This is a genomic window from Streptococcus oralis subsp. tigurinus (assembly GCF_002093575.1).
Classification (GTDB): Bacteria; Bacillota; Bacilli; order Lactobacillales; family Streptococcaceae; genus Streptococcus; species Streptococcus oralis_CH.
Genome location: NZ_LNVH01000001.1, coordinates 286,396 through 311,095 on the forward strand (window position 1 = coordinate 286,396; position 24,700 = coordinate 311,095).

Sequence of the window (24,700 nt, forward strand, 5' to 3'; positions counted from 1 at the left end):
GAGTTAAATTTTTTACACCTCTATGATACCTTAAAAATAAGCGTTTTTCAAGAAAAAACGTTATCTTTGTGCAAATTTTCCTTAACTTTATAAAGTAATCGCTTTCTTTTCGTCTGTTTTCTCGCGATTTTTGTGATATACTATTTTTATGACAGATTTATCAAAACAACTCCTAGAAAAAGCTCATGGTGGGTCGAAATTAAACCCTGACGAACAACGCCGCTATCTCGGCACTTTCGAGGAAAGGGTTCTTGGCTATGCGGATATCAGTACTGCCAATAGTCCTGAATTAGAACATGGATTTTTCTCTATTTTAGAAAGTTTCCAAGAAAAGGTAGAGATACTTTTTGTAAAGATCTCACCAAATATCGAGTTTGACAAACAGGTCTTTTACTTAAGACAAGCAAAGGAAAGCAACTGTCAGGCGACTATTGTTTCAGATGATCATATCACCTCTCCTTTTGGTCTTGTCATTCATACAAATGAACCTGTTCAAGTAGAAGAAAAGGACCTTAGACTTGCATTCTCAAGCCTCTGGGAAGAGAAAAAGGCAGAGCCACCTAAAAAATCCATCTGGAAAAAATGGTTTGGTTAATGATTTCTCATATTTAATAAATGACCGATATTAGTAGCTGTGTGTTCCAAATAGAAACTTGCATTTTTCAAACTATCTTCCAAAGGTTCACTTTTCTCTAAAATTGAAAAGGCTGCTTGTATATTTTCGAATGGTAGGGGAGGTAAATCCTCGGAAAGACTACCACAAATAGCGATAACTGGAACTCCTTCAGGAGTTCTTTTTGCTACACCGATAGGAGCTTTTCCAGCAAGGCTTTGACTGTCCAGTCTACCTTCTCCAACGATAACCAGGTCGGCACCTGCAACTTTCTTGTCAAAGTCAATCAAATCCAAGCAAGTATCAATCCCAGATACGATACAGGCCTCAGCAAAGGCACATATCCCAGCAGCAATCCCACCACCAGCTCCTGCTCCTTTAAGAGATAGGGTGGAAGGTGAGAATTTTTCATAGAACTCCTGTATAGCCAGATCTACCGTCTCAAACAAAGCAGGATCCAAGCCCTTTTGTTTTCCAAATGTATAGGTCGCTCCTTGATGACCACATAAAGGGCTCACGACATCTGCTAAAATGCGAATTTTTACATCTTCAGGAATCCTATATAGGTCATCTTTGGAAACTGATTCAAACTCAAGCAAAGTCTGACCGCAAGCTGGCAATTCTTTTCCATTCTTATCATAAAAACGATAACCTAAACCAGCAGCAATGCCTATCCCACCGTCATTACTAGCCGTACCACCAACCCCGATATAGATTTCTTTCATCCCTTGATCAACGAGATGGCGAATCAACTCTCCGATACCTCGGGTTTGGATGTGAAGAGGATTTCGTTTCTCCCGCGAAATCTTCCCAAGACCAACCAAGTCAGCAACTTCAAAGAGCGCTATTTGACCTTTTTGAAAGTAGCGCATTGCTTCATTTAGGCCAAAAGGTCCAGTCACCTCTTGCCATTTTTCTTCTAGTTCAAGAGAATGGCGAATAGCGTCTACAGTTCCTTCCCCGCCATCACCAACTGGACAGAGCAGACATTCTACATCCGCTATTGACTGTTCGAAGCCTCTTTTTATAGCTTTGGCAACATCTTCAGCCGTCAAACTTTCTTTAAAAGAATCGGGTGCAATTACAATTTTCATAGTTCCCTCTCATTCTAAGAAATCAATCAAAGGTAGAACTTCCAAAAAATCCCTCGTATCTATATGACAAGCTATCTCTGTTTTTACGACCTCTTTGGCACAAAAGGCAATACCACGTCCTGCTGACTTTAACATCAAAAGGTCATTGGCACCATCACCGATGGCAATCGTTCTTTCTTTGGAAAGTCCTAATTCCTTTCTCCATTTCTCAAGAGTAGCATTTTTTACTTGACCTGTCACAATTTCACCAACTAATTTTCCTGTTAAAAAACCGTCTTTGACTTCCAACTGGTTGGCGGAGAAATAGGAAATACCAAGGGATTTTGCTAATCTCTCAACTATTGGTTCAAATCCACCAGACACTAGACCGACTAGAATGCCCTTCTTTTGAAGTATGGAGATAAATTCTTGAGCATTCTTGGACAGATGAATGGATTTGAAGACAGTATCAAAGACCGAAACCGGAAGGCCTTTTAACAAAGCTACCCTCGCTCGTAAACTTGTTTCAAAGTCCAGTTCACCTCGCATTGCCTGTCTTGTAATCTGCGAAATTTCTTCTTCGCAACCTGCTTCTCTTCCTAAAAGATCAATCACTTCCTCTGCTATCAAGGTGCCATCAACATCCATAACACAAAGTCCCTTTGCTTGAGTCATCACTTCTCCTCTTTTCCAAACAGCCCAAAAATCGTATGAAAGAATCATACGATTTTATCTATTAGTTGACTAAACTATGGTACAAGTCCAGGTAAGATTTGCAGGCTGTATCCCATGAGAAATCGCATTCCATAGCTTGTTTTTGTAGATTTCTCCAAACGTCCGGCTGGTACTTATAAACATCCAAGGCTGTTTGGAAACTCCAGTTAAGCCAGTATGGTGTTAAATTGTCAAAGCTAAATCCAGTACCAGTTCCTTCGATTGGATTGAAGGATTGAACCGTATCACGCAAGCCACCCACTTCATGAACCAATGGCAGTGTCCCGTAACGCATCGCCATCATTTGAGACAAGCCACATGGTTCAAAACGACTTGGCATGAGGAAGAGATCACAAGCTGCGTAGATTTCTTGAGCAAGTTTGACATCAAAAGTGATATTTGCTGATAGTTTGTCTGGATAGACTTGCGCAAACCAGGAGAAGGAATGTTCAAAAGCAGAATCTCCTGTTCCTAAAAGGACTATTTGAACGTCCTCCTGTAAGAAACGATGCAAGCTTTCTACCACAACATCAAAACCTTTTTGGCGTGTCAATCGAGAGACAATCCCAACTAGAGGAACATCTGCTCGCACTGGTAACCCAACTCTCTCTTGTAATTTTGCTTTGTTTTGAGCTTTTCCAGACAAATCTTCCTTATCAAAATGATAGTCTAAAAGTGGGTCTGTTTGAGGATTATAAAGATCTGCGTCAATACCATTGACAATACCTGAAACCTTACCTGACTCCATGCGAAGAATCTGGTCCAAACCGCAACCAAACTGACTGGTCATAATCTCATGCGCATAGCTAGGGGAAACAGTTGTGACACGATCCGCGTAGAGAATACCTGCTTTCATCCAGTTAAGGCAATCATTCCAGCGAAGGGTCCCATCAGCATAGCGTTCAAATCCCACACCGAACAAATCCCATAACATCCCTTCAGAAAATTGACCTTGAAATTCCAAATTATGAATGGTTAGAACTGTTCTGATCCCTTGATATGCCTGAATCCAATGGTACTTTTCTTTTAACAAGAAGGGAATCATGGCTGTGTGGTAATCATGAACATGAAGAAGGTCAGGGATAAAGCCAATGCGCTCCATGGCTTCAAGAGCAGCCAGTTGGAAAAAGGCAAAGCGTTCACCGTCGTCAAAATCACCGTACACATGACTACGGAAGAAATAATACTGATTATCAATAAAGTAGAAGGTAACCCCATTCAAAACCGTTTTCTTAACACCACAGTACTGTCTACGCCATCCTACACTAACTTCAAAGTGGAGAACATCCTCTATCTGGTCGCCAAACTTAGCTTCTACCATATCATAATAAGGCAAGAAAACTGCAACTTCGTGCCCCGCTTTTACAAGTGATTTGGGAAGTGCGCCAATGACATCGCCCAAACCACCTGTTTTTGAAAAGGGTGCTCCTTCTGCCGCTACAAATAAAATTTTCATGAATAAATGTCCTCTGTTACTGTTTCACCCTTCTTAACTACAACTGGATGTTCTGCTGTTCCTCGAATGACAACACCGTCCGCAACTTCAACTCCTTTGTCTAGGATGGCATATTCAACTTGGGCACCCTGACCAATCACAACACGAGGGAATAAAATGCTGTCTTTCACCACACTATCTTTGTGAACATAAATGTTACGACATAGGACTGACTGAACTACTTCACCCTCAATGATACTACCAGAAGCAAACTGAGAAGTACTTACTTTTGAAGTATTCGCATAGTAGGTTGGTTCTTCATTCTTAACTTTGGTATAAATCTTTTGATTTGGTGAGAAAAGAGAGTAGAATTTTTTAGATTCAAGCATATCAATATTTGCTTGATAGTAGGATTGAACAGAGTGAATATTTGCTAAGTAACCTGTGTATTCGTAAGCAAAAGCTCCTTCTTTTACAGCTAAATCGCGAAGGACATAGCGCAACTTTTCAGGATATTCTTTCTGAGCCTCTTCTTCAAGTCGTTCAATCAACCAAGGAGTGTCCACAACAAAGATATCTGTAGACATGTTGAAGAGTTCATCTGTAGATTTATTATCAAAGAGTTTGTGCGAACGCACATGGTCTGTTTCATCGATTTCCAAAATAGCATTCACATCTGAAATGTCTTTCTTTGGAAGTTTCTTATATACAACTGTAATCGGACCATTTGTTGTATTGTGTAGGTGGAAGACTTGATTCAAGTCAATATTCACCAGCACATCGCAGTTAATCGAAACGGTTTGGTTTGAACCTGAACGTCTCAAGTAGGTAAGAAGCTGTTGGTAATACTCTTTTCCAACTGTACTGCTTTCAACACGAGTATTGTAAATTCCTAGATAGTAGTGACTTAGAAGGGTTGACAAGCCCCACTCACGACCTGAACGGATATGGTCGAAAACTGAGCTGATATTATCTTGTTGGAAAATACCAAAGATACTACGAACACCTGCATTTGCAAGACTGGAAAGGGGGAAGTCAATCAAACGGTATTTCCCACCGAAAGGCAAGCTAGCTACCGGACGGTGTTCTGTTAACGTTGACATATCATGAAAACCAACTGTGTTTCCCAAAATGGCTGAATATTTATCAATCTTCATCTGTTGCTACCCCCACTACTTCATTGTATCCTACTACTTGTACTTCGTCAGTTCCGTCAATTTCTACGCCGTCTGCAATAATGGCACCTTCACCAATGATGGCACGTTTAATTTTTGCACCTTTTCCGATAATAGCACCACTCATGATTACAGAGTCTACTACTTCCGCCCCCTCACGTACTTGCGCCTCTGTTGAGAGAATGGAATGCTTAACAGTTCCATCCACGAGACAGCCATCCACAACTAAAGAATCTTCTACATGAGCGTGTTCTCCAATAAAGTTTGGTGGTGAAATCAAGTTCCGTGAGTAGATTTTCCACTGACGATCACGACTATCCAAAGCGTTGTTTGGATCAATGTATTCCATATTGGCTTCCCAAAGTGACTCAATCGTACCAACGTCTTTCCAGTAACCATTAAATTCATAGGCAAAGACACTTTCACCAGACTCGAGATAGTTAGGGATAACGTTCTTACCAAAGTCTGACATATCTACATTGCTCTTTTCAGCAGCAACAAGCATATTGCGAAGTCGTTTCCAGTCAAAAATATAAATCCCCATAGAAGCCTTTGTAGACTTAGGTTGAGCAGGTTTTTCCTCGAATTCAACGATACGGTTATTGGCATCTGTGTTCATGATACCAAAACGGCTAGCTTCTTTTAAGGGTACATCTAGAACAGCTACTGTCAAACTGGCATTGTTATCCTTATGGGACTGAAGCATGTCATCGTAGTCCATCTTGTAGATGTGGTCACCAGAAAGAATCAAAACATATTCTGGGTTGATACTGTCGATGTAGTCAATGTTTTGGTAGATAGCGTGACTAGTCCCTTCAAACCAACGATTTCCCTCGCTTGCAGAGTAGGGTTGAAGGATAGAAACACCTGTGTTAATACCATCTAGTCCCCAGCTCGAACCATTTCCGATATGGTTATTCAAAGCGAGAGGTTGGTACTGCGTAATCACACCAACATTATGGATCCCAGAGTTTGCACAGTTGGAAAGAGCAAAGTCAATGATACGGTAGCGCCCACCGAATTGCACTGCCGGTTTGGCAATGCTTTGAGTGAGTTTTCCGAGACGTGTTCCTTGCCCACCCGCAAGGATCAAAGCTAGCATTTCATTCTTCATTTTCTACTCCTTTATAAAGACATGTGAACGTTAAAATCGAAAGAAAGTAGGAAGTCAAACTTTTTATAAAAGTAATAGGAAATCCATTTCTCTTGTGTTTCAAGTCCAATACAAGTACATCCGTTTTTAAAATCTAAAAATTATAATCAACAGCCCCTTATTCTTTTTTCTTAACTGGTTTCAAGCGACGTTTAATCTTCCAGATACTTGCTCCCATAGCTGGCAAGGTAAAAGTCAAGGTCTGCTTATAATCCTTCCATAATCCTTCTTGAGTTTGAACAGTTTGGTTGTATTCTTTCCAGACACCTCCCCATTCTTCTAATTCTGTATTCCAAACTTCTTCGTAAATACCTGCAACAGGTAAACCAATCGTAAAGTCTTTACGTTCAACTGGTGCCATATTAAAGACACAGACTAACATTTCGTCCTTCTTGCCCTTGCGAATAAAGGAAAGAACACTCTGATCTCTATTATCTGCATCGATGATTTCAATACCGTCATAGCTAGTATCAATCTCCCAAAGACAACGATGTTCTTTATAGAATTGATTCAGTTGAGAAGTGAAATGCTTCATCTTGGCATTCATCGGATCTTCTAGATTGGACCATTCCAACTGCTCCTCGGACTTCCACTCGAGGAATTGCCCGTACTCACTGCCCATAAAGAGCAATTTCTTACCTGGGTGGCAAATTTGATAAGTGTAGAGATTTCGCAAACCTGCAAATTGATTGTATCGATCTCCCCACATCTTGTGCATCATACTCTTCTTGCCATGAACCACTTCATCATGTGAGAAAGGTAGGAGATAGTTTTCATTGAAAACATACATAAAGCTGAAAGTCACAAGATTAAAGTCATACTTGCGATAAATTGGGTCTTCCTCGTAGAAACGAAGAATATCATTCATCCAGCCCATATTCCATTTATAGTCGAATCCAAGCCCACCCATTTCTTTCATGCCAGTAATCTTTGTTGCTGATGAACTTTCTTCTGCAATCATCATGATATCTGGATGAGCTAACTTAATCACTGTGTTTAAACGTTGAAGGAAATAATAACCTTCATAGTTAAGGTTTCCACCGTCCTTATTTGGGGTCCAAGGAGCATTATCATAATCTAGGTAAAGCATATTGCTCACAGCATCGACCCGAATACCATCTAAGTGGTAAAAATCAATCCAAAATTTAATACTTGAAATCAAGAAAGACTGGACCTCATTTTTCCCGAGGTCAAAATTCAGCGCACCCCATCCATAGTTGTGAGCCTTGTTGTGATCTTGGTATTCAAAAGTAGGTGTGCCGTCATAATATGCCAAGGCATCATCATTAATAGTGAAATGACCTGGAACCCAGTCTACGATAACACCGATATTATTTATATGACATTCTTCAACGAAATCTTGGAATTCCTCAGGTGTACCATAGGAATGTTCAAAAGCAAAGTAACCCATAAGTTGATAGCCCCAGCTCAATCCAAGTGGGTGAGCCATTAAAGGCATGAACTCAATATGTGTATAGTTCATCTCAACTAAGTATGGAATCAACTCATCTTTCAGTTGCGAAAACGTATAGGGGCTACCATCTGGATTTCTCTTCCAAGACCCTGCATGGGCTTCATATATATTAACTGGTCGATCGAAAAATCCCAAACGTTTGCGACGCGCTAGCCAAAGGCCATCTTTCCACTTCTTTTCTCGAATAGTGGTCAGAACAGCTCCTGTACCTGGCCGGGCTTCAAAACGAACTGCCAACGGATCAATTTTCATAATCTGGTGACCATTTGCACGCGTAATATGATATTTATAAATCTGACCTTCCTGAGCTTGAGTCGTAAAGACTTCCCAAACACCTGCTTCATTACGAACCATGGGAATCTGATTCTCAACCCAATCAGTAAAATCTCCAACTAGATTAACTGCTTGTGCATTTGGGGCCCAAACCCTAAAAGTATAACCAATTTCTCCGTTTTTCTCCTCTCTATGTGCTCCTAAATAATGCTGGAGGTGAAAGTTTTCACCTGTAGTAAAGGTTCTTAATGCTTCTTGATTATTCATCCAATCCCCTTTCTCTTTGTAAGCGTTTTCTATATTTTTATTATACACTCTTTTAAGATAACTTTCAAGTAATTTACGAAGAAAATCATATTTTTTTATGAAAGTCTTCAAAAAATTACCGAGCATTTTAAAAATGATATATCCTGAAATAGAACACGAAACAATTTCCATATATTTTTTTATTATAATACCAAAATATTCGTTTTCTATCAATTTTTAAGTAATTTTTTTGAAAAAAATAAAACCAGGAAAAAGATTTCCTGATTTTATAGATTATTTCACATCAAAAACAATGGATTTAACATTTGTCATCGCTTCGATACTATATTTAATTCCTTGCACTCCTGCACCAGAACCTTTTACACCAAGGAATGGGAAATTATCTGGTCCGCGTTGTGTTTTATTATTAATATGAACGGTTCCCACTTCAAGTTTCTCAGCGATTTCAAATGCCTTCTTAAAGTCATTTGTAAAGACAGAGGATTGAAGACCAAACTCAGATTCATTGGCAATTGCTACTGCTTCATTCACATCTGCGACACGGATAATTGGGAGAACAGGGCCAAACGGCTCTTCCCATGCTACTTTCATATCTTTTGTAACTTGGTCAAAAAGCACTGGCCAGAGAAGATTGTCTTCACGCTTGATTGGTGTAAGAGCCTGAGCACCTTTTTCTTGTGCATCTTCAATCAAGTCCCAGATGAAATCAGCTGAAGCGTTATCAATAACAGGTGTGATATCAGCATTGTCAAATGGATCACCGACTGTTAGCTTAGCGACTTTAGCCTGGAGCAATTCGGCTAACTTGTCTGCTATGCTTTCTACAACTAAGACACGTTTGATAGCGGTACAGCGCTGACCAGAGTAGCTAAATGCACCACCTACGATTTGATTGGCTGCATTTTCCAAATCTGCATCTTCTAAAACGATTGCTGCATCTTTCCCGCCAAGCTCCAGCATAACTGGGCGCATACCAGCTAAACGACCGATACGCTCCCCAATCGGTGTTGAACCTGTAAAGTTAATGAAGTTCACTTCCTTGTGTTCGATGATGTAGTCTCCGATCTCAGAACCACGTCCAGTGATGGTGTTAAAGACACCTGCTGGGATTCCGGCTTCGTCAAAAGCTTTAGCTAGTAAGAGACCAGAAATAGATCCTTGTGTTGGTGGTTTGAACATAACGACATTTCCTGCAATCAAAGCCGGAGCAATCTTAGATCCAGAAAGGTTGACTGGATAGTTAAATGGTGCAATAGCTAAAACGACACCAACTGGTTCACGACGGACAACGGCTAGTTTATTTTTACTTGCAGCTTCAAAACCCCCACCTTCCATAGCTTGTCCAGTGATACGGAGGCCTTCCTCAGCAGCAAAACGAATCAATTCTGCTGTACGTACTACTTCTCCAATGGCTGCTTTAATTCCTTTTGCAACCTCTTTGGCAAGGATAGTACCAATTTTTTCTTTATCACGTTCCAAAATATCTGCTGTCTTATGTAAATAGGCTGCACGCTCAACTGGTGCTAAATCACGCCATACTGGGAGAGCTGCACGCGCAGCTTTCATAGCCTCATCTACTTCAGCTTGGCTCATAGCGGGTACTGTACCTAGTTTTTCTTGATTGATAGGAGAATAGATCGCAATCTTGTTCTCTGATGATTCCCATTTTCCATTCACTAAATTCTGATAATTTGTCAAATTCTCTTCCTCCTGAAAATGATTAAAACTTATTTTATCAAATTTTCAGAAAATTACAACCCTCTTTGTGAAAATATTGATATTTTTTTCACAAACTTGATTCTTCAAATTATTTGAAATTTATTCCTATTAGATATTGGTTTTTCAATAAAAATCAAAAAAGGTCTAGTTTTAACTAAACCTTTTTGTAGCATTTACTATGAAAGTACCTTCAAGACTACGACACTGGTATCATCAATCACATTTGATTCTTTAGAACGACTATTAGACACCAGCATTTCTAGATTTCCTGCATTTTCAAAGTAGAAGGAAGTTCCCTTGGCATTGAATACGACCAATAGATGTTCTGGTCCCCCGTGAATCTCGTAAACAATCCATCCGCTATTTTCTGCAGCTGTATGGACAAAGACATGACGATAAACTTCTTCGTATGTAGGATAAGAGAAAGCACGTGTTTGTGTTTTTAGGCGAATAATCTGGCGAATAAAGCCAATGCTCTCTTGTCTCCCATTGATTAAATCCCAGTTGACCTGGTTGACACTATCTGGAGCATTGTAGCTGTTCATAGCACGTTCCCTATCTGCTGGGGTCAGCTCCCCATTTTCACCAGTAGCAAGGAGTTTGGTGCGGCCAAATTCTTGACCCAGCTCTATAAAGGACATACCTTGCATAAGAATGCTCATCGCTGTTGCTGTCTCAACCTGGCGCATAATCTTATCTGAACTGTGGTCTGGATGAAGGGTTACTAACAAATCATGCAAGTTGTAATTATCATGGGCCTCCACATAGTTAAGGACTTGGTTTGGACTAAGATATGAACCCAACTCTCGGCTACCAAGAATAGCTTTGGCTACAATCGGTTCTGTAGCAGCACCACTAACAAATCCTGCCTTGATTGAACCATAAACTTCTCCTCCTTTGATGGCATCACGCTGATCATCGTTGAAAAATCCAATATTTGGCATCTGGTAGGCATTGTCCTTCTTGGCCTTGTCATAAGGTGCAAGACCGGTCCCCATATCCCAACCTTCTCCATAAGTGATAATACGAGGATCAACTTCATCAAGTGCCCAACGAATCGCCTGCATGGTTTTGACATCGTGAATTCCCATCAAATCAAAACGGAAACCGTCAATATTGTATTCTTTCACCCAATAAAGGAGTGAGTCAATCATATACTTGCGGTACATTTCGTGTTCGCTTGCGGTTTCATTTCCTACACCTGTGCCATTTTGGAAGGTTCCATCTGGATTCATACGATAGTAATAATCAGGAACAGTTGTTTGGAAAGGTGCATCGACCGTTGAAAAGGTATGGTTGTAAACGACATCCATAATGACACCGATTCCCGCATCATGATATGCCTGAATCATGGTCTTGAGGTCTCGAATAACCTGTCCAGGATCATCTGGGTTACTAGAGAAACTTGGTTCTGGCGCATTGTAGTTTTGAGGGTCATAACCCCAGTTATAGGTTACATTCCCGTCCTCGTCGTATTCCTTATGGCGATCAAAGATTGGTTGGAGCTGAACATAATTACAGCCGAGTTCTTTGATATAGTCAAAGGCTGTTGCTTGACCATACTGGTTAACCGTTCCAGTCTGTGCAGCCCCAAGGAAGGTCCCTCGAAGATTTTCTGGAACTCCAGATGTCGGTGATTTTGTAAAATCACGAATGTGCATCTCACAGATAACGGCTTTACATGGGTTTTCCAAACGCCAAGGAGCATCTATCCCATGTTTGACTTTAAATCCTTCTACCTGTCTATCTTGCTGAGAGAGGATGACGGAACGTTTTCCATCAGGACTTGTAGCGATAGTGTAAGGATCTCGTGTCAAAGTCTGGTGGTGTGGAAACTCAATCTGATACTGGTAAGCTTTACCTGCAAGATTTTCATCCAGGTCTACACTCCAAACACCAATAGTATTGTACTTATGACTGTATGAATAGCTATTCCCTCGCTCAAGATTAAAGGTTTTCCAAACCGGCGCGTCGTTACTTGTATTTTCATAAACGACCACTTGGACAGCTGTAGCGGTTGGAGCCCAGAGTTTAAAGCTTGTCTGGTAGTCTGAGATACTATAACCCAACTCTCCTTGGTATCCCCAATGATGATCAAAACTTTCACTGTGAAAGGCTTTATCAAAAGCAAACGGGTTTTGATCTTTATAGTAAGGACTTGCAATGGCTGGATTTTCAGAATAATAAACCGTCTCATCACCATCCAAAATCCAAACCTCAGTCAACAGTGGATAATAGTTAAACCGTAGGAGATAGTCTTTTGCCTTTCCATTGATTTCGACAGAAAAGGTCAGAGTATCGAGCCTTTCTGCACTTGTAACTGTAAAGGAGAATTTTGCTCCAAAATAGTCATTTTCATAATACCAATTTTCTTTAACATCTGCCTGTTTTCTACTGAATGAACAAGCAGTATAATCCCCATTTTTTCGGTGAAAATGGATGACTACTGGGTATCTAAACATTTCTTTTCCTAATTCCTAATTTCAATTTTAATTTTTATTTTTTAAGTCATACTGAAGAATTTAGCGGGAATTTCAGCACAACAGAGAATAGCATTAATAGATATAAAAACACATCAGGAGAGATAGTTCCAGACTACCTAACATCTAGTTTTCAACTATTCTTCACAAACTTTCTAGCCAAGCTTCATCTCGAACTTCGATACCAAGTTCTTGTGCTTTTTGGAGCTTGCTTCCTGCATCTGCTCCTGCTACGACAAGATTCGTTTTCTTAGAAACACTGCCTGTGACTTTGGCACCCAGACTTTCGAGTTTACTTTTGGCTTCAGAGCGCGTGAGACGTTCCAATTTCCCCGTTAGCACAACGGTCAAACCTGACAAGGCCGCATTTGCTACTACTGTCTGTCCTTTGTAGTCCAGATTGACTCCAGCTTCTTTCAACTCGTCTAAGAGAATCTTTGACCCTTCTGTAGCAAAATAAGACTGAAGGCTTTGTGCAATCACACTACCCAAGCTCTCGATACTTGCTACTTCCTCAGGATCAGCTTGGGCTAGATTTTCAATAGAGTGGAAATGTTGGAGCAAGAGTTGGCTAGCCTTGCTTCCGACATGACGAATTCCCAGACCAAACAAGAGCTTTTCAGCAGAGTTTTCCTTGGATGCTTGAATGGCTTGAAACAGTTTAGAAGCAGACTTTTCCTTGACGCCTTCTAAAAGGAGGAAATCTTCTTCTTTCAAACGGTAAATATCCGCCACATCCTTGACCAGATTAGTAGCAAAAAGTTTTTCAACGATAGATGGACCAAGTCCTGTAATATTCATGGCGTCTCGAGAGGCAAAGTGAATCAAACCTTCCATGATTTGGGCAGGACAGCGAGGATTGATACAACGCAGGGCTACTTCATCTTCAAAGTGCAACAAGTCAGAGTCACAACTTGGACAGTTAGTCGGAATATCTAGTTTTTCTTCAGAAACACGCTTGGACTCTACCACACGCAAAACAGCAGGGATGATATCTCCAGCCTTATAAACGATAACTGTATCGTCTTTGCGGATATCCTTTTCAGCGATATAATCTACATTATGCAAGGTTGCACGGCTAACAGTTGTCCCAGCAAGCTGAACAGGTGTTAGATTGGCAGTCGGGGTCACAACACCCGTACGACCTACTGTCCAGTCAACTGAAAGGAGCTGGGCTTCTTTTTCTTCAGCAGGAAATTTGTAGGCCACTGCCCACTTGGGCGCTTTAACAGTAAAGCCGAGTTCTTCTTGACCTGCAAGGTCATTGACCTTGATGACCACCCCATCAATATCGTAAGGAAGTTTCTCCCGTTCTTGTCCTACTTCTTGGATGAAATCCCATATCTCATCTATACTTTTAGCCAATATTCGTTTAGGATTAACTACAAAACCAAGCTGTTCAAGATGCTCCAAGACTTTTTCTTGACTATCACGAGTAGAAGGGCTGGCTTCTTGATAGAGGAAAGTCGCAAGATTGCGTTTTGCTACTACTGCTGTATCCAGCTGACGGAGGGTTCCTGCAGCTGCGTTACGAGGATTGGCAAATTCAGGCTCCCCATTTTCTTGGCGAGCTTGGTTGACCTGATCAAACGAAGCGCGTGGCATATAACACTCTCCACGAACGGTGATATCTAGTTCTTCTGGCAAGGTCAAAGGAATGTCCTTGACACGCTTGAGGTTCTCTGTGATATTTTCACCAACAGAACCATCCCCACGTGTCGCACCGACAACCAAAATCCCCTTTTCATACGTGAGCGAGATAGATAAACCATCGATTTTCAGCTCACAGATATAGATTGGATGGGGTAATTCCTTTCGAACACGCGCATCAAAAGCTTCTAACTCTTCACGTGAAAAAGCATCCTGCAAACTATAAAGAGGATACTGATGACTGTATTTTTCAAAACCATCTAAAACCTTACCACCAACACGATAGGTCGGACTGTCCGCTAAAACTTGATCTGGATAGGCGGCTTCCAATTCGACCAACTCTCGGTAGAGGCGATCGTACTCGCTATCTGACACCGAAGGATTGTCACTCGTATAGTACTCGGTCGCATAGCGGTTGAGCAAGGCAACTAACTCATTCATTCTTTCATTCATAAAACTATTCTACCATAAATCAAGCCCTCCTCACAATAGAGAAGGGCTGAAAAATGGATTGTAGTGTAATATTTTCTAAAAAAGAGAAATTATAACTCTTTTTTAAAATGACTTCGCACATAAACGAGGGAGAAACAAGACAGGGCAATAACCCCGCTTCCAATTATCAGAAAAGAAGAGAGATGGACACTTGGTAGCACCGTCATAAAGCCTTTTGCAATCGGCATAAATAGGATGGCTAAGGTAAAAATTGTGCTTAGCACTCTCCCCAAGTATTCCCCCTCAACCTTGGTTTGCACCTGAGTAAAAAAGTGAATATTAAAAATCGTCATAAACAGTTCACAAACTAAATTTCCAGAAAAGGAAAGAAAAGTTGGCAGTGGTAATCCCATCATAGAAACTCCAACTCCAGTCAAAGCCAATAGAATCAAAAGATTATAAACACTTGCCTTTATTTTACTAGCTAGAAGAGCTCCGATAATCGAACCAATAGCGCCCATAGTCAAAATACTCGCATAAGCTCCTTCTACCCCGTATAGTCGATTTGAAAAAGGGAGGAGAAATTCAAAAGCTGCAAAAAAGAAATTAACACTGGAAGCTACTAACAAGAGGAAAAAGATCTCTTGCTGGAGCCAAATATAGCTAATTCCTTCTTTCATATCAGAAAAAATATTTTTCCGGCTGAAAGTCTTTTTCTCTTGTTCCTGAGTCTCTTTTTCGGGGAGGAAAGTTACTAAGGTAAATGCAATGAAAAAACTAATGGCATCTAAAACAAGCGTCATATGGAGACTGGCAAATTGTAAAACGAGGAAAGAAAGTACAGGGGAGCTAACACCTACAACCTGCAAAACGAGCTCTAAGCGAGCATTATAGGTCACAATCTCGTCTTTCTCTACAACCTCAGTTATAATGGCTTTATTGGCCGTACGAGAAAATGCAAAGGCAACCGCCTGAACAATATTTGCGAAGATCAGAGCAGCGATCATCAAGTTATCATCTCTGATGAAAGAAATAGCTAAACAGAGAATACCACAAATCAAGTCTGTCGTCATCAAAATTTTGCGACGCGAAAAGCGGTCTGAAATCACTCCGCCAAAGGGATTGACCAGAATCGATGTGACGAGTTCAGAAATCTGATAAATCCCAAGAACAGTCTGTCCTATCGTTCCCATTGATGCTAACCAAACACTATTTCCATAATCATAGAGCATATTCCCTATCTTATTAATCGCCCCACGACTAATCAACTGGATTGCATGTCGATTCATATAAAAAGCTCCTCTCAAATTTTGAAACTATTGTATCAAAACTGAAAGGAGTCTCTTTATTTTTCCCTTATTTGGGAAATTTAAGCATTTACAAATTTTTCATAATGTTCCTGATAGTAAGCCACTTGCTCTGGAAGTCCAAGCACATCAAAAATATGCATGGCTTCCTGCATCTGACTACAACCTTCTTCTTTCAAGTCTCTCTGGTAGAGGGCAAAACCTTTGAGATAATGGAAGATATTGCGCTCATAAAGCTTGATACCATTTCCAATCAACTTCTCTACATAGCTCTCAAAATAGTCCGCATCCGCAAAGGAACGGTTTTCCAAACAATGCTGGTAACAGTTAAGAGCTAAAATCAAAACGAGTTTACGATGCCGACCAATTTCCTTGTAGTAATCTTCTCGCTCCATAACTTCTCTGCCAATCCGAGCTACATAGTCCACATTGTAAAAAGTATAGAGATTCCCGAAAAGAATCAACTCATACATGGTCCACTCTTCTGTTTGAAAAAGATAATCTGCTACCTTTTTCAAATCACTCTGCCTTATCCTGTAACGAGCATCTCTTTGACAAATCAAACCCTGTAGCAGAATCCAATTCAGCTCAAAATAGAGGGGATTGGTCGAACTCTTTGCTTTCTTGAGCTGTTCCTTTTGAAGCTTTTGAAAACCAGCAATATCATTTGAGTAGTAAAGCGGAATAATCTGTGCCATTAAGGCAACATGTTCATGATTTTGAAAATCCCTAGCCTTGTCCATGAAATTTTCAATAGTCACATGAATATTATCCAAAATCTCAAAGAAACGGGAAACTGCTAGATCAGACTCCCCAAGCTCGAAGCGAGATAACTGAGAGGTTGAACATGATTCACCTGCCGCCTCTTTTAAGGAATACTTTCCACTTGTTCGAAATTCACGAAATACCTTTCCAAGATGTTCCATTTTTTACACCTGCTCCGATAATTCTTCCCACTCAAGCATGGCTTCTTCCTGACGATGGCTGATTTTGTCCAGTTCAGCCTGCAATTCCATGAGCTTTTCAGCATCATTGGTTTCCAGCATTTTTTCAGAAATGGCTTGGCTTTGAGTTTCTAACTCTTCGATTTCAGCCTCTAAACTCTCTATTTGACGCATGAGCTTACGGGCTTCTTTCTGACTTTCTTTCTGAGCTTGGTAGTCATTAACTGGACTTGTTTCTTTTGATTGATTGCTAGTTGAAGCTTCCTCTATTTGGCTGACTTCCATTTCAGCCTTTTTATCAACATAGTAGTCATAATCTCCTAGATAGAGAGTTGAACCATTCTCAGACAATTCTAAAATATGAGTGGCTACACGATTGATAAAGTAACGGTCATGACTGACAAACAGAAGGGTTCCATCAAAGTCAATCAGGGCATTTTCCAACACTTCCTTGCTATCAATATCCAAGTGGTTAGTTGGCTCGTCCAGAATCAAGAAATTGTTGTTTTCCATTGAAAGTTTGGCAAGCAACAGACGAGCTCGTTCACCACCTGACAGCATCCCTACAGACTTTTTAACATCATCTCCTGAGAAAAGGAAGGCACCAAGACGGTTGCGGATTTCAACTTCTGGTGTCAGTTTAAAATCATTCCAAAGTTCATCAAGTACCGTATTACTTGCTGTTAGCTTACTTTGAGTCTGATCATAGTAGCCTACCTCAACATTGGCACCAAAACGCTTCTCTCCCTTGATAAAAGGGATCTGGTCTACTATTGACTTGATAAAGGTTGACTTCCCAATGCCGTTTGGACCAACGATAGCGACAGCATTCATCTTACGAAGGTCTAGATTGATAGGTTCTGACAATATTTCCCCATCATAGCCAATGGCCGCATTTTCAACGGTTAAAACGATATTACCTGATGTTTTTTCAGACTGGAAGGTCATGTTGGCTGATTTCTTGCCAGCTTCAGGCTTGTCCAAACGCTCCATTTTTTCTAGTTGTTTACGGCGAGATTGGGCACGCTTGGTCGTTGAAGCTCGGACTAGATTGCGATTGACAAAGTCTTCTAGAGCCGCGATTTCCTTCTGTTGCTTTTCATAGTTTTTTGCCTCAGTAGCTAGCTTTTGCTCCTTCAACTCAACAAAACGAGAATAATTGCCCACATAGCGATCTAAAGAATGCTTGGTCAAATCCAGTGTAACCGTCGCAACCTTGTCCAAAAAATAACGGTCGTGGCTGACAATAATGAGGGCGCCGCTATAATTTACTAGGTAATTTTCCAACCAGGCAATCGTTTCAATATCCAAGTGGTTGGTTGGCTCGTCCAAGACCAAGAGATTTGGCTTTTCAAGGAGCATTTTAGCCAATGCTAGACGAGTATTTTGACCACCTGAAAGCTCAGCAATTTTCATCTGCCACATAGATTCATCAAACTTGAAGCCATTCAAAATCGCTCGAATATCAGCTTCGTAGGTAAAGCCACCAGCCTGACGGAAATTCTCTGATAAACGATCATAATCCGCCATCAGTTTATCTAGATCTTCACCAAACTTTTCACCCATCTCCAGTTCCATCTGACGAAGTTGCTCCTCAGTCCGACGCAAGTCATCAAAGACATGAAGCATTTCATCGTAGATGGTATTCTCAGACTCAAAACGGCTATCTTGGGCTAGGTAAGACAGAGAAATATCTTTTTTCTTATTGATTTCTCCACTAGTTGGCTCCTCTTCTCCAACCAAAATCTTTAAAAGAGTAGACTTACCTGCACCATTTTTCCCAACAAGAGCAATTCGATCTCGTTCATCTACTTGCAGGTTAATATGTTCAAAAAGAACCTCTCCTGCAAAAGATCGTTCAATTTTATTAGCTTGTAAAATAATCATACATTCATTTTACTATCTTTTTCTCTTTTGCACAATTGCAATGAAAAAAGTTTGAGTCATAAACCCGAACTATTCATCTTCTTTTTCATTAGAAAGCGTATTGGGCTATTCTTCTACAATGAAATAAAAGTAAATTTCCTACATTTTAAGTTATGCTAACGTTTTACTAAAATATCAAATCGTGATATAATGAAAGCGATTAAAGCAATAGATAAAGGAGATACTCTATGACTTACCAAGAAAATTATCAAAAATGGGTCGATTTTGCCGGCCTTCCCGACTATCTTCGTCAAGATTTAGAAAACATGGACGAAAAAACAAAAGAAGATGCTTTCTACACCAATCTTGAATTTGGTACTGCAGGTATGCGCGGCTTGATCGGTGCAGGTACAAACCGCATCAACATCTATGTTGTTCGTCAAGCTACAGAAGGTTTGGCTCGTTTGATTGAGTCAAAAGGTGAAAATGAAAAAGAGCGTGGTGTTGCGATTGCCTATGATAGCCGCCACTTCTCACCTGAGTTTGCCTTTGAATCTGCTGCAGTTCTTGCTAAACACGGTATCAAATCTTACGTATTTGAAAGCCTTCGCCCAACTCCAGAACTATCATTTGCAGTTCGTCACCTCAACTGTTTCGCAGGTATCATGATTACTGCTAGCCACAACCCAGCTCCATTTAACGGTTACAAGGTTTACGGTGAAGACGGTGGGCAAATGCCTCCACATGACGCGGACGCTTTAACCACTTACATTCGTGCTATCGAAAATCCATTCGCTGTCGAAGTTGCTGATGTAGAAGCTGAAAAAGCTTCTGGCTTGATTGAGGTTATTGGCGAAGCTGTCGATGTGGAATACCTCAAAGAAGTTAAAGACGTAAACATCAACCCAACCTTGATTGAAGAGTTTGGTAAAGACATGAAGATTGTCTACACACCACTTCATGGTACTGGTGAAATGTTGGCTCGCCGTGCTCTTGCCCAAGCAGGATTTGACTCAGTTCAAGTCGTTGAAGCTCAAGCAACTCCAGACCCAGACTTCTCAACTGTAAAATCTCCAAACCCAGAAAACCAAGCAGCCTTCGCCCTTGCTGAAGAACTCGGCCGTCAAGTTGGTGCTGATGTTCTTGTGGCAACCGACCCAGACGCTGACCGTGTTGGTGTTGAAGTGCTTCAAAAAGATGGTAGCTACCTCAACCTTTCAGGTAACCAAATCGGTGCTATCATGGCTAAATACATCTTGGAAGCTCATAAGAGTGCTGGAACTCTTCCTGAAAATGCTGCTCTCTGCAAATCCATCGTATCAACAGACTTGGTAACGAAGATTGCTGAAAGCTACGGCGCAACTATGTTCAATGTCTTGACAGGTTTCAAATTTATCGCTGAAAAAATCCAAGAATTCGAAGAGAAACACAATCACACTTACATGATGGGATTTGAAGAAAGCTTCGGTTACTTGATTAAACCATTCGTACGTGATAAAGATGCCATCCAAGCTGTTCTTGTCGTTGCTGAACTTGCTGCTTACTATCGTTCACGTGGTTTGACACTTGCTGACGGTATCGAAGAAATCTACAAAGAATATGGCTACTACGCTGAAAAGACCATCTCTGTTACCCTTTCTGGTGTCGATGGTGCAGAACAAATCAAAGCGATTATGGCTAAATTCCGTAACAATGCTCCGAAAGAATGGAACACAACAGCTATCACTGTCGTAGAAGACTTCAAGGCTCAAACCGCTACTGCTGCTGACGGTACTGTTACAAACTTGACAACTCCTCCAAGTGATGTTTTGAAATACACACTTGCTGACGGTTCATGGATTGCAGTTCGCCCTTCGGGTACTGAACCAAAAATCAAGTTCTACATTGCCGTTGTGGGTGAAAGCAACGAAGATTCACAAGCTAAGATTGCTAACATAGAAGCGGAAATCAATGCGTTTGTGAAATAACACCCTATAAAGATGAGATAAACTAGTCTCATCTTTTTTTCGTATCAAATCTAAGCAATTTTAGGAACTTTGTGGCATACTAGACATATCAATGAAAGCGAGGTAAACTCATGGAACAATTTTTAGAAAATATTAAAGATCTTGAAGTCACAACTGTTTCCCGTGCTCAAAAAGCACTTGATAAGAAAGAAACTGCAACCTTCTTCATCGGTCGTAAAACTTGCCCTTACTGCCGTAAATTTGCTGGCACTTTGGCTGGTGTCATAGCTGAAACCAAAGCGCACATCTACTTTATCAACAGTGAAGAAGCAAGCCAACTCAATGAGTTGCAAGAATTCCGCTCACGCTACGGAATCCCAACAGTACCAGGCTTTGTTCACATTGCGGATGGACAAATCAATGTCCGTTGCGACTCTTCCATGTCCGCACAAGAAATCAAAGAATTTGCAGGATTGTAAAAAATCATAACCACCCGTCTAACGGGTGGTTTGCACCAGGGCTATAAGCCCAAATCACCAGCCAGCGCCTAAAGACGCTGGCTTTCACGTTGTTCAAGCCTCATTGCTCTTGACTCGTCACTTGCCTCTTAAAGAGACTTTGGTACTACTTACCACTATCCCTAAAGGGATCCTCATATTCTTTTACACTTAATTTATCTAGTACTATATCATGTTTTTCCTGTTCTTGGATATATTTCTTAATTGTGGCTTCATTAAGCCCTACTGTGCTCACGTAGTAACCTTCTGCCCAAAAATGCCAATTTCCAAACTTATACTTGAGGTTGGCGTGTTTATCAAACATCATGAGTGCACTTTTGCCTTTTAAATACCCCATAAAACTTGAAACACTTATCCTTGGTGGAATACTTACTAACATATGTACATGATCAGGCATTAAGTGTCCTTCGATAATCTCTACACCTTTATAACTACATAATCGGTGGAATATTTCTTCCAAACTACTTCGATATTGATTATAAATGACTTTTCGTCTATACTTAGAGGTGAACACAATGTGATATTTACACATCCACTTTGTGTGTGATAAACTATGTGCCTTTTGTGCCATATTTTTCTCCTTTCGCTTTACAATTGGCTTGAACACCTTTATTGTATCGCGTTTGGAGTTTTTTGGGTATAACCTTCGACGCGCACCCGCATAGCGGGTGGTTTATTTGTCTCGCACCTAGCGGAGCGAGACGGACTAATAGTCACATAATATAAAAAAAGAAGGCACTCGCCTTCCTTTTTTTATATCTCTGTCAGTGGTGTTGCTGTATCTGGGGAGGTGTCGTAAACTTTAAAGTCTACTCCTACTCCCAGATTAGCTTGTGCTAGCTGGTTGACCATAGTCATATGAGCCAGCTCCTTGATATTGTTCTCTTTGGACAAATGCCCGAGGTAGATTTTCTTGGTTCGATTTCCCATTGCACGAATCATGGCCTCAGCACCATCCTCGTTAGAGAGGTGACCGAGATCCGATAGGATTCGCTGTTTTAGACGCCAAGCGTAAGATCCTGATCGCAAAATCTCTACGTCGTGGTTGGACTCGATGAGATAACCGTCTGCATTTTCGACAATTCCTGCCATTCTATCACTAACATAGCCTGTATCGGTCAACATGACGAAGCTCTTGTCGTCTTTCATAAAGCGGTAAAACTGTGGTGCTGCTGCATCATGGCTAACCCCAAAACTCTCAATATCAATATCACCAAAGGTTTTGGTTTTACCCATTTCAAAAATATGCTTCTGCGATGAATCCACCTTGCCAAGATACTTGCTATTTTCCATAGCCTGCCAAGTCTTTTCATTGGCGTAAAGGTCCATACCATATTTGCGAGCCAATACACCAACTCCATGAATATGATCTGAATGTTCATGCGTAATCAAAATCGCATCCAAATCTTCAGGTTTGCGATTGATTTCGCTCAAAAGACTGGTGATTTTCTTACCAGACAAGCCCGCATCCACTAAGATTTTCTTTTTTGGGGTTTCCAGATAAAAGGAATTTCCACTGGAACCTGATGCTAAAATACTGTATTTAAAGCCTTTTTCACTCATTCTAGTCTTCTATTTCGTCCTCCCATATTTCTTCTTTTACGGCATCCTTATCATAAGGGAGCACTATGGTAAAGGTTGAGCCCTTACCGTATTCGCTTTTTGCCCAAATAAAACCATTGTGTTGTTTGATGATTTCTTTCGCGATAGCCAGACCCAGACCAGTTCCACCTTGAGCACGACTTCTTGCGCGATCCACACGGTAAAAGCGGTCAAAGATCCTAGGCAAATCTTGTTTTGGAATCCCAAGACCTTGGTCAGAAATTGATAAGATCATCTGGTCATCCGTGGTTTTCATGCTGACCGTAATCTTCCCACCATCTGGGGAATACTTGATGGCATTGTTGAGAATATTATCAATCACCTGGGTCATCTTATCCGTATCAATCTCAATCCAAACTGAAGTTATTGGATAATCTCTCACTAGCTCATATTTTTTCTCTTCATCCTGATTTCTCATCTTATCAAAACGGTTGAGGATAAAGGTGATAAAGGCTGTAAAGTTAATCAACTCTATATCCAGTTTACTAGTCGCATTGTCAATACGAGAGAGATGTAAAAGATCTGTCACCATACGCATCATACGGTTGGTTTCATCGAGTGAAACCTTGATAAAATCAGGAGCAACAGGATCATACAGGGCTCCCTCGTCCAAGGCTTCGAGATAAGATTTAACACTGGTCAAAGGAGTACGCAACTCATGACTGACGTTCGAAACAAAGAGTCTCCGCTCACGCTCTTCCTTCTCCTGCTCGGTCGTATCATGCAAAACGGCAACCAAACCAGAGATGAATCCAGACTCGCGGCGGACAAGGGCAAAACGTACACGAAGGCTCAAATATTCACCATTAGCATCCTGAGAATCAATCGTCAGCTCAGGTATCTGTGTAATCAGGTCACGCAACTCATATTCATCTTCTATCTTAAGCAATTCGAGGATGCTTTTATTCAGAACATCTTCTTTCTGCACACCGAGCTGTTTCTTGGCCATATCATTGATCATAGTAATCTGGCCACGGCGATTGGTCGCAAGGACACCATCTGTCATATAAGAGAGAATGCTATGCAACCTTTTACTCTCTTGTTCCAAATTTTCTTGGGTCAAACGAATAACTTCTGACAAATCATTCAGGTTATTGGTGATGTTGGTGATCTCTGTACTACCTTGCAAGTCCAAAACTTGAGAATAATCACCTGCAATTAAATCCTTGACCTTCTGATTTATCTCTTTTAACCGGATGTTATCCCGACGGTTTTCCAGCAAGAGCAAGGTCACCACTAGGATAAAGCCAAGTAAAATCAGGATAAAGATAAAATCACTGGTCAGAATAGTTTGTCTAATATCTTCAATCATTATTTTTCATATAGTAGCCAACACCACGACGTGTGAGGATATACTCTGGACGGCTTGGTGTGTCTTCAATTTTTTCACGCAAACGTCGGATAGTCACGTCCACTGTACGAACATCGCCAAAATAGTCATAACCCCATACAGTCTCAAGCAAGTGTTCACGCGTAATTACTTGACCGATATGAGAGGCCAAGTGATACAAGAGTTCAAACTCACGGTGGGTCAAATCTAATTCCTCACCATATTTCTTAGCCACGTAAGCATCTGGAACGATTTCCAAATCACCAATTTGTAAGGGCTGCGTCTTCTTCTCATCAGACTCTTGGCTATCCACAGAAACTAGGTCTGTACGACGAAGCAGAGCCTTGACACGTGCTTGCAACTCACGATTTGAGAAAGGTTTTGTAACATAATCATCTGCACCTAACTCCAAACCGATAACCTTGTCAAACTCGCTGTCCTTAGCTGAGAGCATGATAATCGGCACACTACTAGTCTTACGAATAGCTTTAGCAACTTCTAAACCATCGATTTCCGGAAGCATCAAGTCGAGAATAATAATATCTGGTTGCTCTGCTTCAAATAGCTCGATTGCTTCACGACCATTAAATGCGGTTACAACTTCGTAACCTTCCTTGGTCATATTAAACTTAATAATATCCGAGATTGGTTTCTCATCATCTACAATTAATATTTTTTTCATTTTATCACCTTTTCTCTATCTATTATAACAAAAAAATACAAAGAAGG

General features: G+C 40.8%; 19 protein-coding genes. 3 read left to right on the forward strand and 16 right to left on the reverse strand.

What is annotated here, in order from left to right; genetic code table 11:
* The first annotated feature begins 148 nt into the window (after positions 1–148).
* Complete coding sequence (locus tag ATE37_RS01460; RefSeq protein WP_084867327.1) at positions 149–595, forward strand: DUF1694 domain-containing protein; 447 nt, start codon at positions 149–151, stop codon at positions 593–595.
* On the opposite strand, the gene ATE37_RS01465 is transcribed toward ATE37_RS01460, so the two are convergent.
* The 12 genes from ATE37_RS01465 to ATE37_RS01520 all read right to left on the reverse strand — a co-directional run bounded on the left by ATE37_RS01465 (position 592) and on the right by ATE37_RS01520 (position 18,596).
* The gene (locus ATE37_RS01465) at positions 592–1,707 is read right to left on the reverse strand and encodes a glycerate kinase (RefSeq protein WP_084867329.1); all 1,116 of its coding nucleotides are present in this window, start codon (positions 1,705–1,707) and stop codon (positions 592–594) included. The two genes, ATE37_RS01460 and ATE37_RS01465, sit on opposite strands and share 4 nt — an antisense overlap.
* A 9-nt stretch (positions 1,708–1,716) precedes the next feature.
* Positions 1,717–2,361, reverse strand: coding sequence for a phosphoserine phosphatase SerB (serB, locus tag ATE37_RS01470; RefSeq protein ID WP_084867331.1), 645 nt, complete (start codon positions 2,359–2,361; stop codon positions 1,717–1,719).
* Between the two features lie 61 nt (positions 2,362–2,422).
* A complete protein-coding gene (glgA, locus tag ATE37_RS01475) occupies positions 2,423–3,856 on the reverse strand; it encodes a glycogen synthase GlgA (RefSeq protein WP_084867333.1) in 1,434 nt (477 codons plus the stop codon).
* A complete protein-coding gene (glgD, locus tag ATE37_RS01480) occupies positions 3,853–4,992 on the reverse strand; it encodes a glucose-1-phosphate adenylyltransferase subunit GlgD (protein ID WP_084867335.1) in 1,140 nt (379 codons plus the stop codon). Before glgD ends, glgA begins: the two co-directional genes overlap by 4 nt.
* A complete protein-coding gene (locus ATE37_RS01485) occupies positions 4,982–6,124 on the reverse strand; it encodes a glucose-1-phosphate adenylyltransferase (RefSeq protein WP_000787258.1) in 1,143 nt (380 codons plus the stop codon). The genes glgD and ATE37_RS01485 overlap by 11 nt, the downstream gene beginning before the upstream one ends.
* Positions 6,125–6,281: 157 nt before the next feature.
* The gene (glgB, locus tag ATE37_RS01490; RefSeq protein ID WP_084867336.1) at positions 6,282–8,177 is read right to left on the reverse strand and encodes a 1,4-alpha-glucan branching protein GlgB; all 1,896 of its coding nucleotides are present in this window, start codon (positions 8,175–8,177) and stop codon (positions 6,282–6,284) included.
* A gap of 273 nt (positions 8,178–8,450) precedes the next feature.
* The gene (locus ATE37_RS01495) at positions 8,451–9,875 is read right to left on the reverse strand and encodes an NADP-dependent glyceraldehyde-3-phosphate dehydrogenase (protein ID WP_084867338.1); all 1,425 of its coding nucleotides are present in this window, start codon (positions 9,873–9,875) and stop codon (positions 8,451–8,453) included.
* A 197-nt stretch (positions 9,876–10,072) separates the two neighbouring features.
* Positions 10,073–12,358 (reverse strand): type I pullulanase, encoded by a 2,286-nt coding sequence (gene pulA, locus ATE37_RS01500; protein ID WP_084867340.1) that lies wholly within the window; start codon positions 12,356–12,358, stop codon positions 10,073–10,075.
* A 162-nt stretch (positions 12,359–12,520) separates the two neighbouring features.
* On the reverse strand, positions 12,521–14,479 hold the full coding sequence (ligA, locus tag ATE37_RS01505) for an NAD-dependent DNA ligase LigA (protein WP_084867342.1): 1,959 nt from the start codon (positions 14,477–14,479) through the stop codon (positions 12,521–12,523).
* Positions 14,480–14,568: 89 nt separating this feature from the next.
* Positions 14,569–15,747 (reverse strand): MFS transporter, encoded by a 1,179-nt coding sequence (locus ATE37_RS01510; protein ID WP_084867344.1) that lies wholly within the window; start codon positions 15,745–15,747, stop codon positions 14,569–14,571.
* Positions 15,748–15,827: 80 nt separating this feature from the next.
* A complete protein-coding gene (locus ATE37_RS01515; RefSeq protein WP_084867346.1) occupies positions 15,828–16,691 on the reverse strand; it encodes an Rgg family transcriptional regulator in 864 nt (287 codons plus the stop codon).
* A gap of 3 nt (positions 16,692–16,694) precedes the next feature.
* Complete coding sequence (locus tag ATE37_RS01520; RefSeq protein ID WP_084867348.1) at positions 16,695–18,596, reverse strand: ABC-F family ATP-binding cassette domain-containing protein; 1,902 nt, start codon at positions 18,594–18,596, stop codon at positions 16,695–16,697.
* A 227-nt stretch (positions 18,597–18,823) separates the two neighbouring features.
* Between ATE37_RS01520 and ATE37_RS01525 the strand changes: the two genes are divergently transcribed.
* The gene (locus ATE37_RS01525; protein WP_084867349.1) at positions 18,824–20,542 is read left to right on the forward strand and encodes a phospho-sugar mutase; all 1,719 of its coding nucleotides are present in this window, start codon (positions 18,824–18,826) and stop codon (positions 20,540–20,542) included.
* 110 nt (positions 20,543–20,652) lie between these two features.
* Entirely contained in the window at positions 20,653–21,000 is a 348-nt protein-coding gene (locus ATE37_RS01530) for a DUF6568 family protein (protein ID WP_084867351.1), read from the forward strand.
* Positions 21,001–21,145: 145 nt separating this feature from the next.
* Here the strand turns inward: ATE37_RS01530 and tnpA are convergent, their stop codons facing one another.
* From tnpA to yycF, 4 genes are all read right to left on the reverse strand, one after another.
* Entirely contained in the window at positions 21,146–21,610 is a 465-nt protein-coding gene (tnpA, locus tag ATE37_RS01535) for an IS200/IS605 family transposase (protein WP_084867353.1), read from the reverse strand.
* Between the two features lie 182 nt (positions 21,611–21,792).
* Positions 21,793–22,602: an MBL fold metallo-hydrolase gene (locus ATE37_RS01540; protein ID WP_084867354.1), complete on the reverse strand. Its 810-nt coding sequence runs from the start codon at positions 22,600–22,602 to the stop codon at positions 21,793–21,795.
* Position 22,603: 1 nt separating this feature from the next.
* Positions 22,604–23,953: a cell wall metabolism sensor histidine kinase VicK gene (vicK, locus tag ATE37_RS01545; protein WP_000568714.1), complete on the reverse strand. Its 1,350-nt coding sequence runs from the start codon at positions 23,951–23,953 to the stop codon at positions 22,604–22,606.
* The gene (gene yycF / locus ATE37_RS01550) at positions 23,946–24,653 is read right to left on the reverse strand and encodes a response regulator YycF (protein ID WP_033606404.1); all 708 of its coding nucleotides are present in this window, start codon (positions 24,651–24,653) and stop codon (positions 23,946–23,948) included. Before yycF ends, vicK begins: the two co-directional genes overlap by 8 nt.
* Between the last annotated feature and the right edge of the window lie 47 nt (positions 24,654–24,700).

Excerpts from the sequence above, each read along its gene's own strand:
- ATE37_RS01460 (WP_084867327.1), top strand. The coding sequence starts at position 149 with ATGACAGATTTATCAAAACAACTCCTAGAAAAAGCTCATGGTGGGTCG.
- ATE37_RS01465 (WP_084867329.1), bottom strand. The coding sequence starts at position 1,707 with ATGAAAATTGTAATTGCACCCGATTCTTTTAAAGAAAGTTTGACGGCT.
- serB (WP_084867331.1), bottom strand. The coding sequence starts at position 2,361 with ATGACTCAAGCAAAGGGACTTTGTGTTATGGATGTTGATGGCACCTTG.
- glgA (WP_084867333.1), bottom strand. The coding sequence starts at position 3,856 with ATGAAAATTTTATTTGTAGCGGCAGAAGGAGCACCCTTTTCAAAAACA.
- glgD (WP_084867335.1), bottom strand. The coding sequence starts at position 4,992 with ATGAAGATTGATAAATATTCAGCCATTTTGGGAAACACAGTTGGTTTT.
- ATE37_RS01485 (WP_000787258.1), bottom strand. The coding sequence starts at position 6,124 with ATGAAGAATGAAATGCTAGCTTTGATCCTTGCGGGTGGGCAAGGAACA.
- glgB (WP_084867336.1), bottom strand. The coding sequence starts at position 8,177 with ATGAATAATCAAGAAGCATTAAGAACCTTTACTACAGGTGAAAACTTT.
- pulA (WP_084867340.1), bottom strand. The coding sequence starts at position 12,358 with ATGTTTAGATACCCAGTAGTCATCCATTTTCACCGAAAAAATGGGGAT.
- ligA (WP_084867342.1), bottom strand. The coding sequence starts at position 14,479 with ATGAATGAAAGAATGAATGAGTTAGTTGCCTTGCTCAACCGCTATGCG.
- ATE37_RS01510 (WP_084867344.1), bottom strand. The coding sequence starts at position 15,747 with ATGAATCGACATGCAATCCAGTTGATTAGTCGTGGGGCGATTAATAAG.
- ATE37_RS01515 (WP_084867346.1), bottom strand. The coding sequence starts at position 16,691 with ATGGAACATCTTGGAAAGGTATTTCGTGAATTTCGAACAAGTGGAAAG.
- ATE37_RS01520 (WP_084867348.1), bottom strand. The coding sequence starts at position 18,596 with ATGATTATTTTACAAGCTAATAAAATTGAACGATCTTTTGCAGGAGAG.
- ATE37_RS01525 (WP_084867349.1), top strand. The coding sequence starts at position 18,824 with ATGACTTACCAAGAAAATTATCAAAAATGGGTCGATTTTGCCGGCCTT.
- ATE37_RS01530 (WP_084867351.1), top strand. The coding sequence starts at position 20,653 with ATGGAACAATTTTTAGAAAATATTAAAGATCTTGAAGTCACAACTGTT.
- tnpA (WP_084867353.1), bottom strand. The coding sequence starts at position 21,610 with ATGGCACAAAAGGCACATAGTTTATCACACACAAAGTGGATGTGTAAA.
- ATE37_RS01540 (WP_084867354.1), bottom strand. The coding sequence starts at position 22,602 with ATGAGTGAAAAAGGCTTTAAATACAGTATTTTAGCATCAGGTTCCAGT.
- vicK (WP_000568714.1), bottom strand. The coding sequence starts at position 23,953 with ATGATTGAAGATATTAGACAAACTATTCTGACCAGTGATTTTATCTTT.
- yycF (WP_033606404.1), bottom strand. The coding sequence starts at position 24,653 with ATGAAAAAAATATTAATTGTAGATGATGAGAAACCAATCTCGGATATT.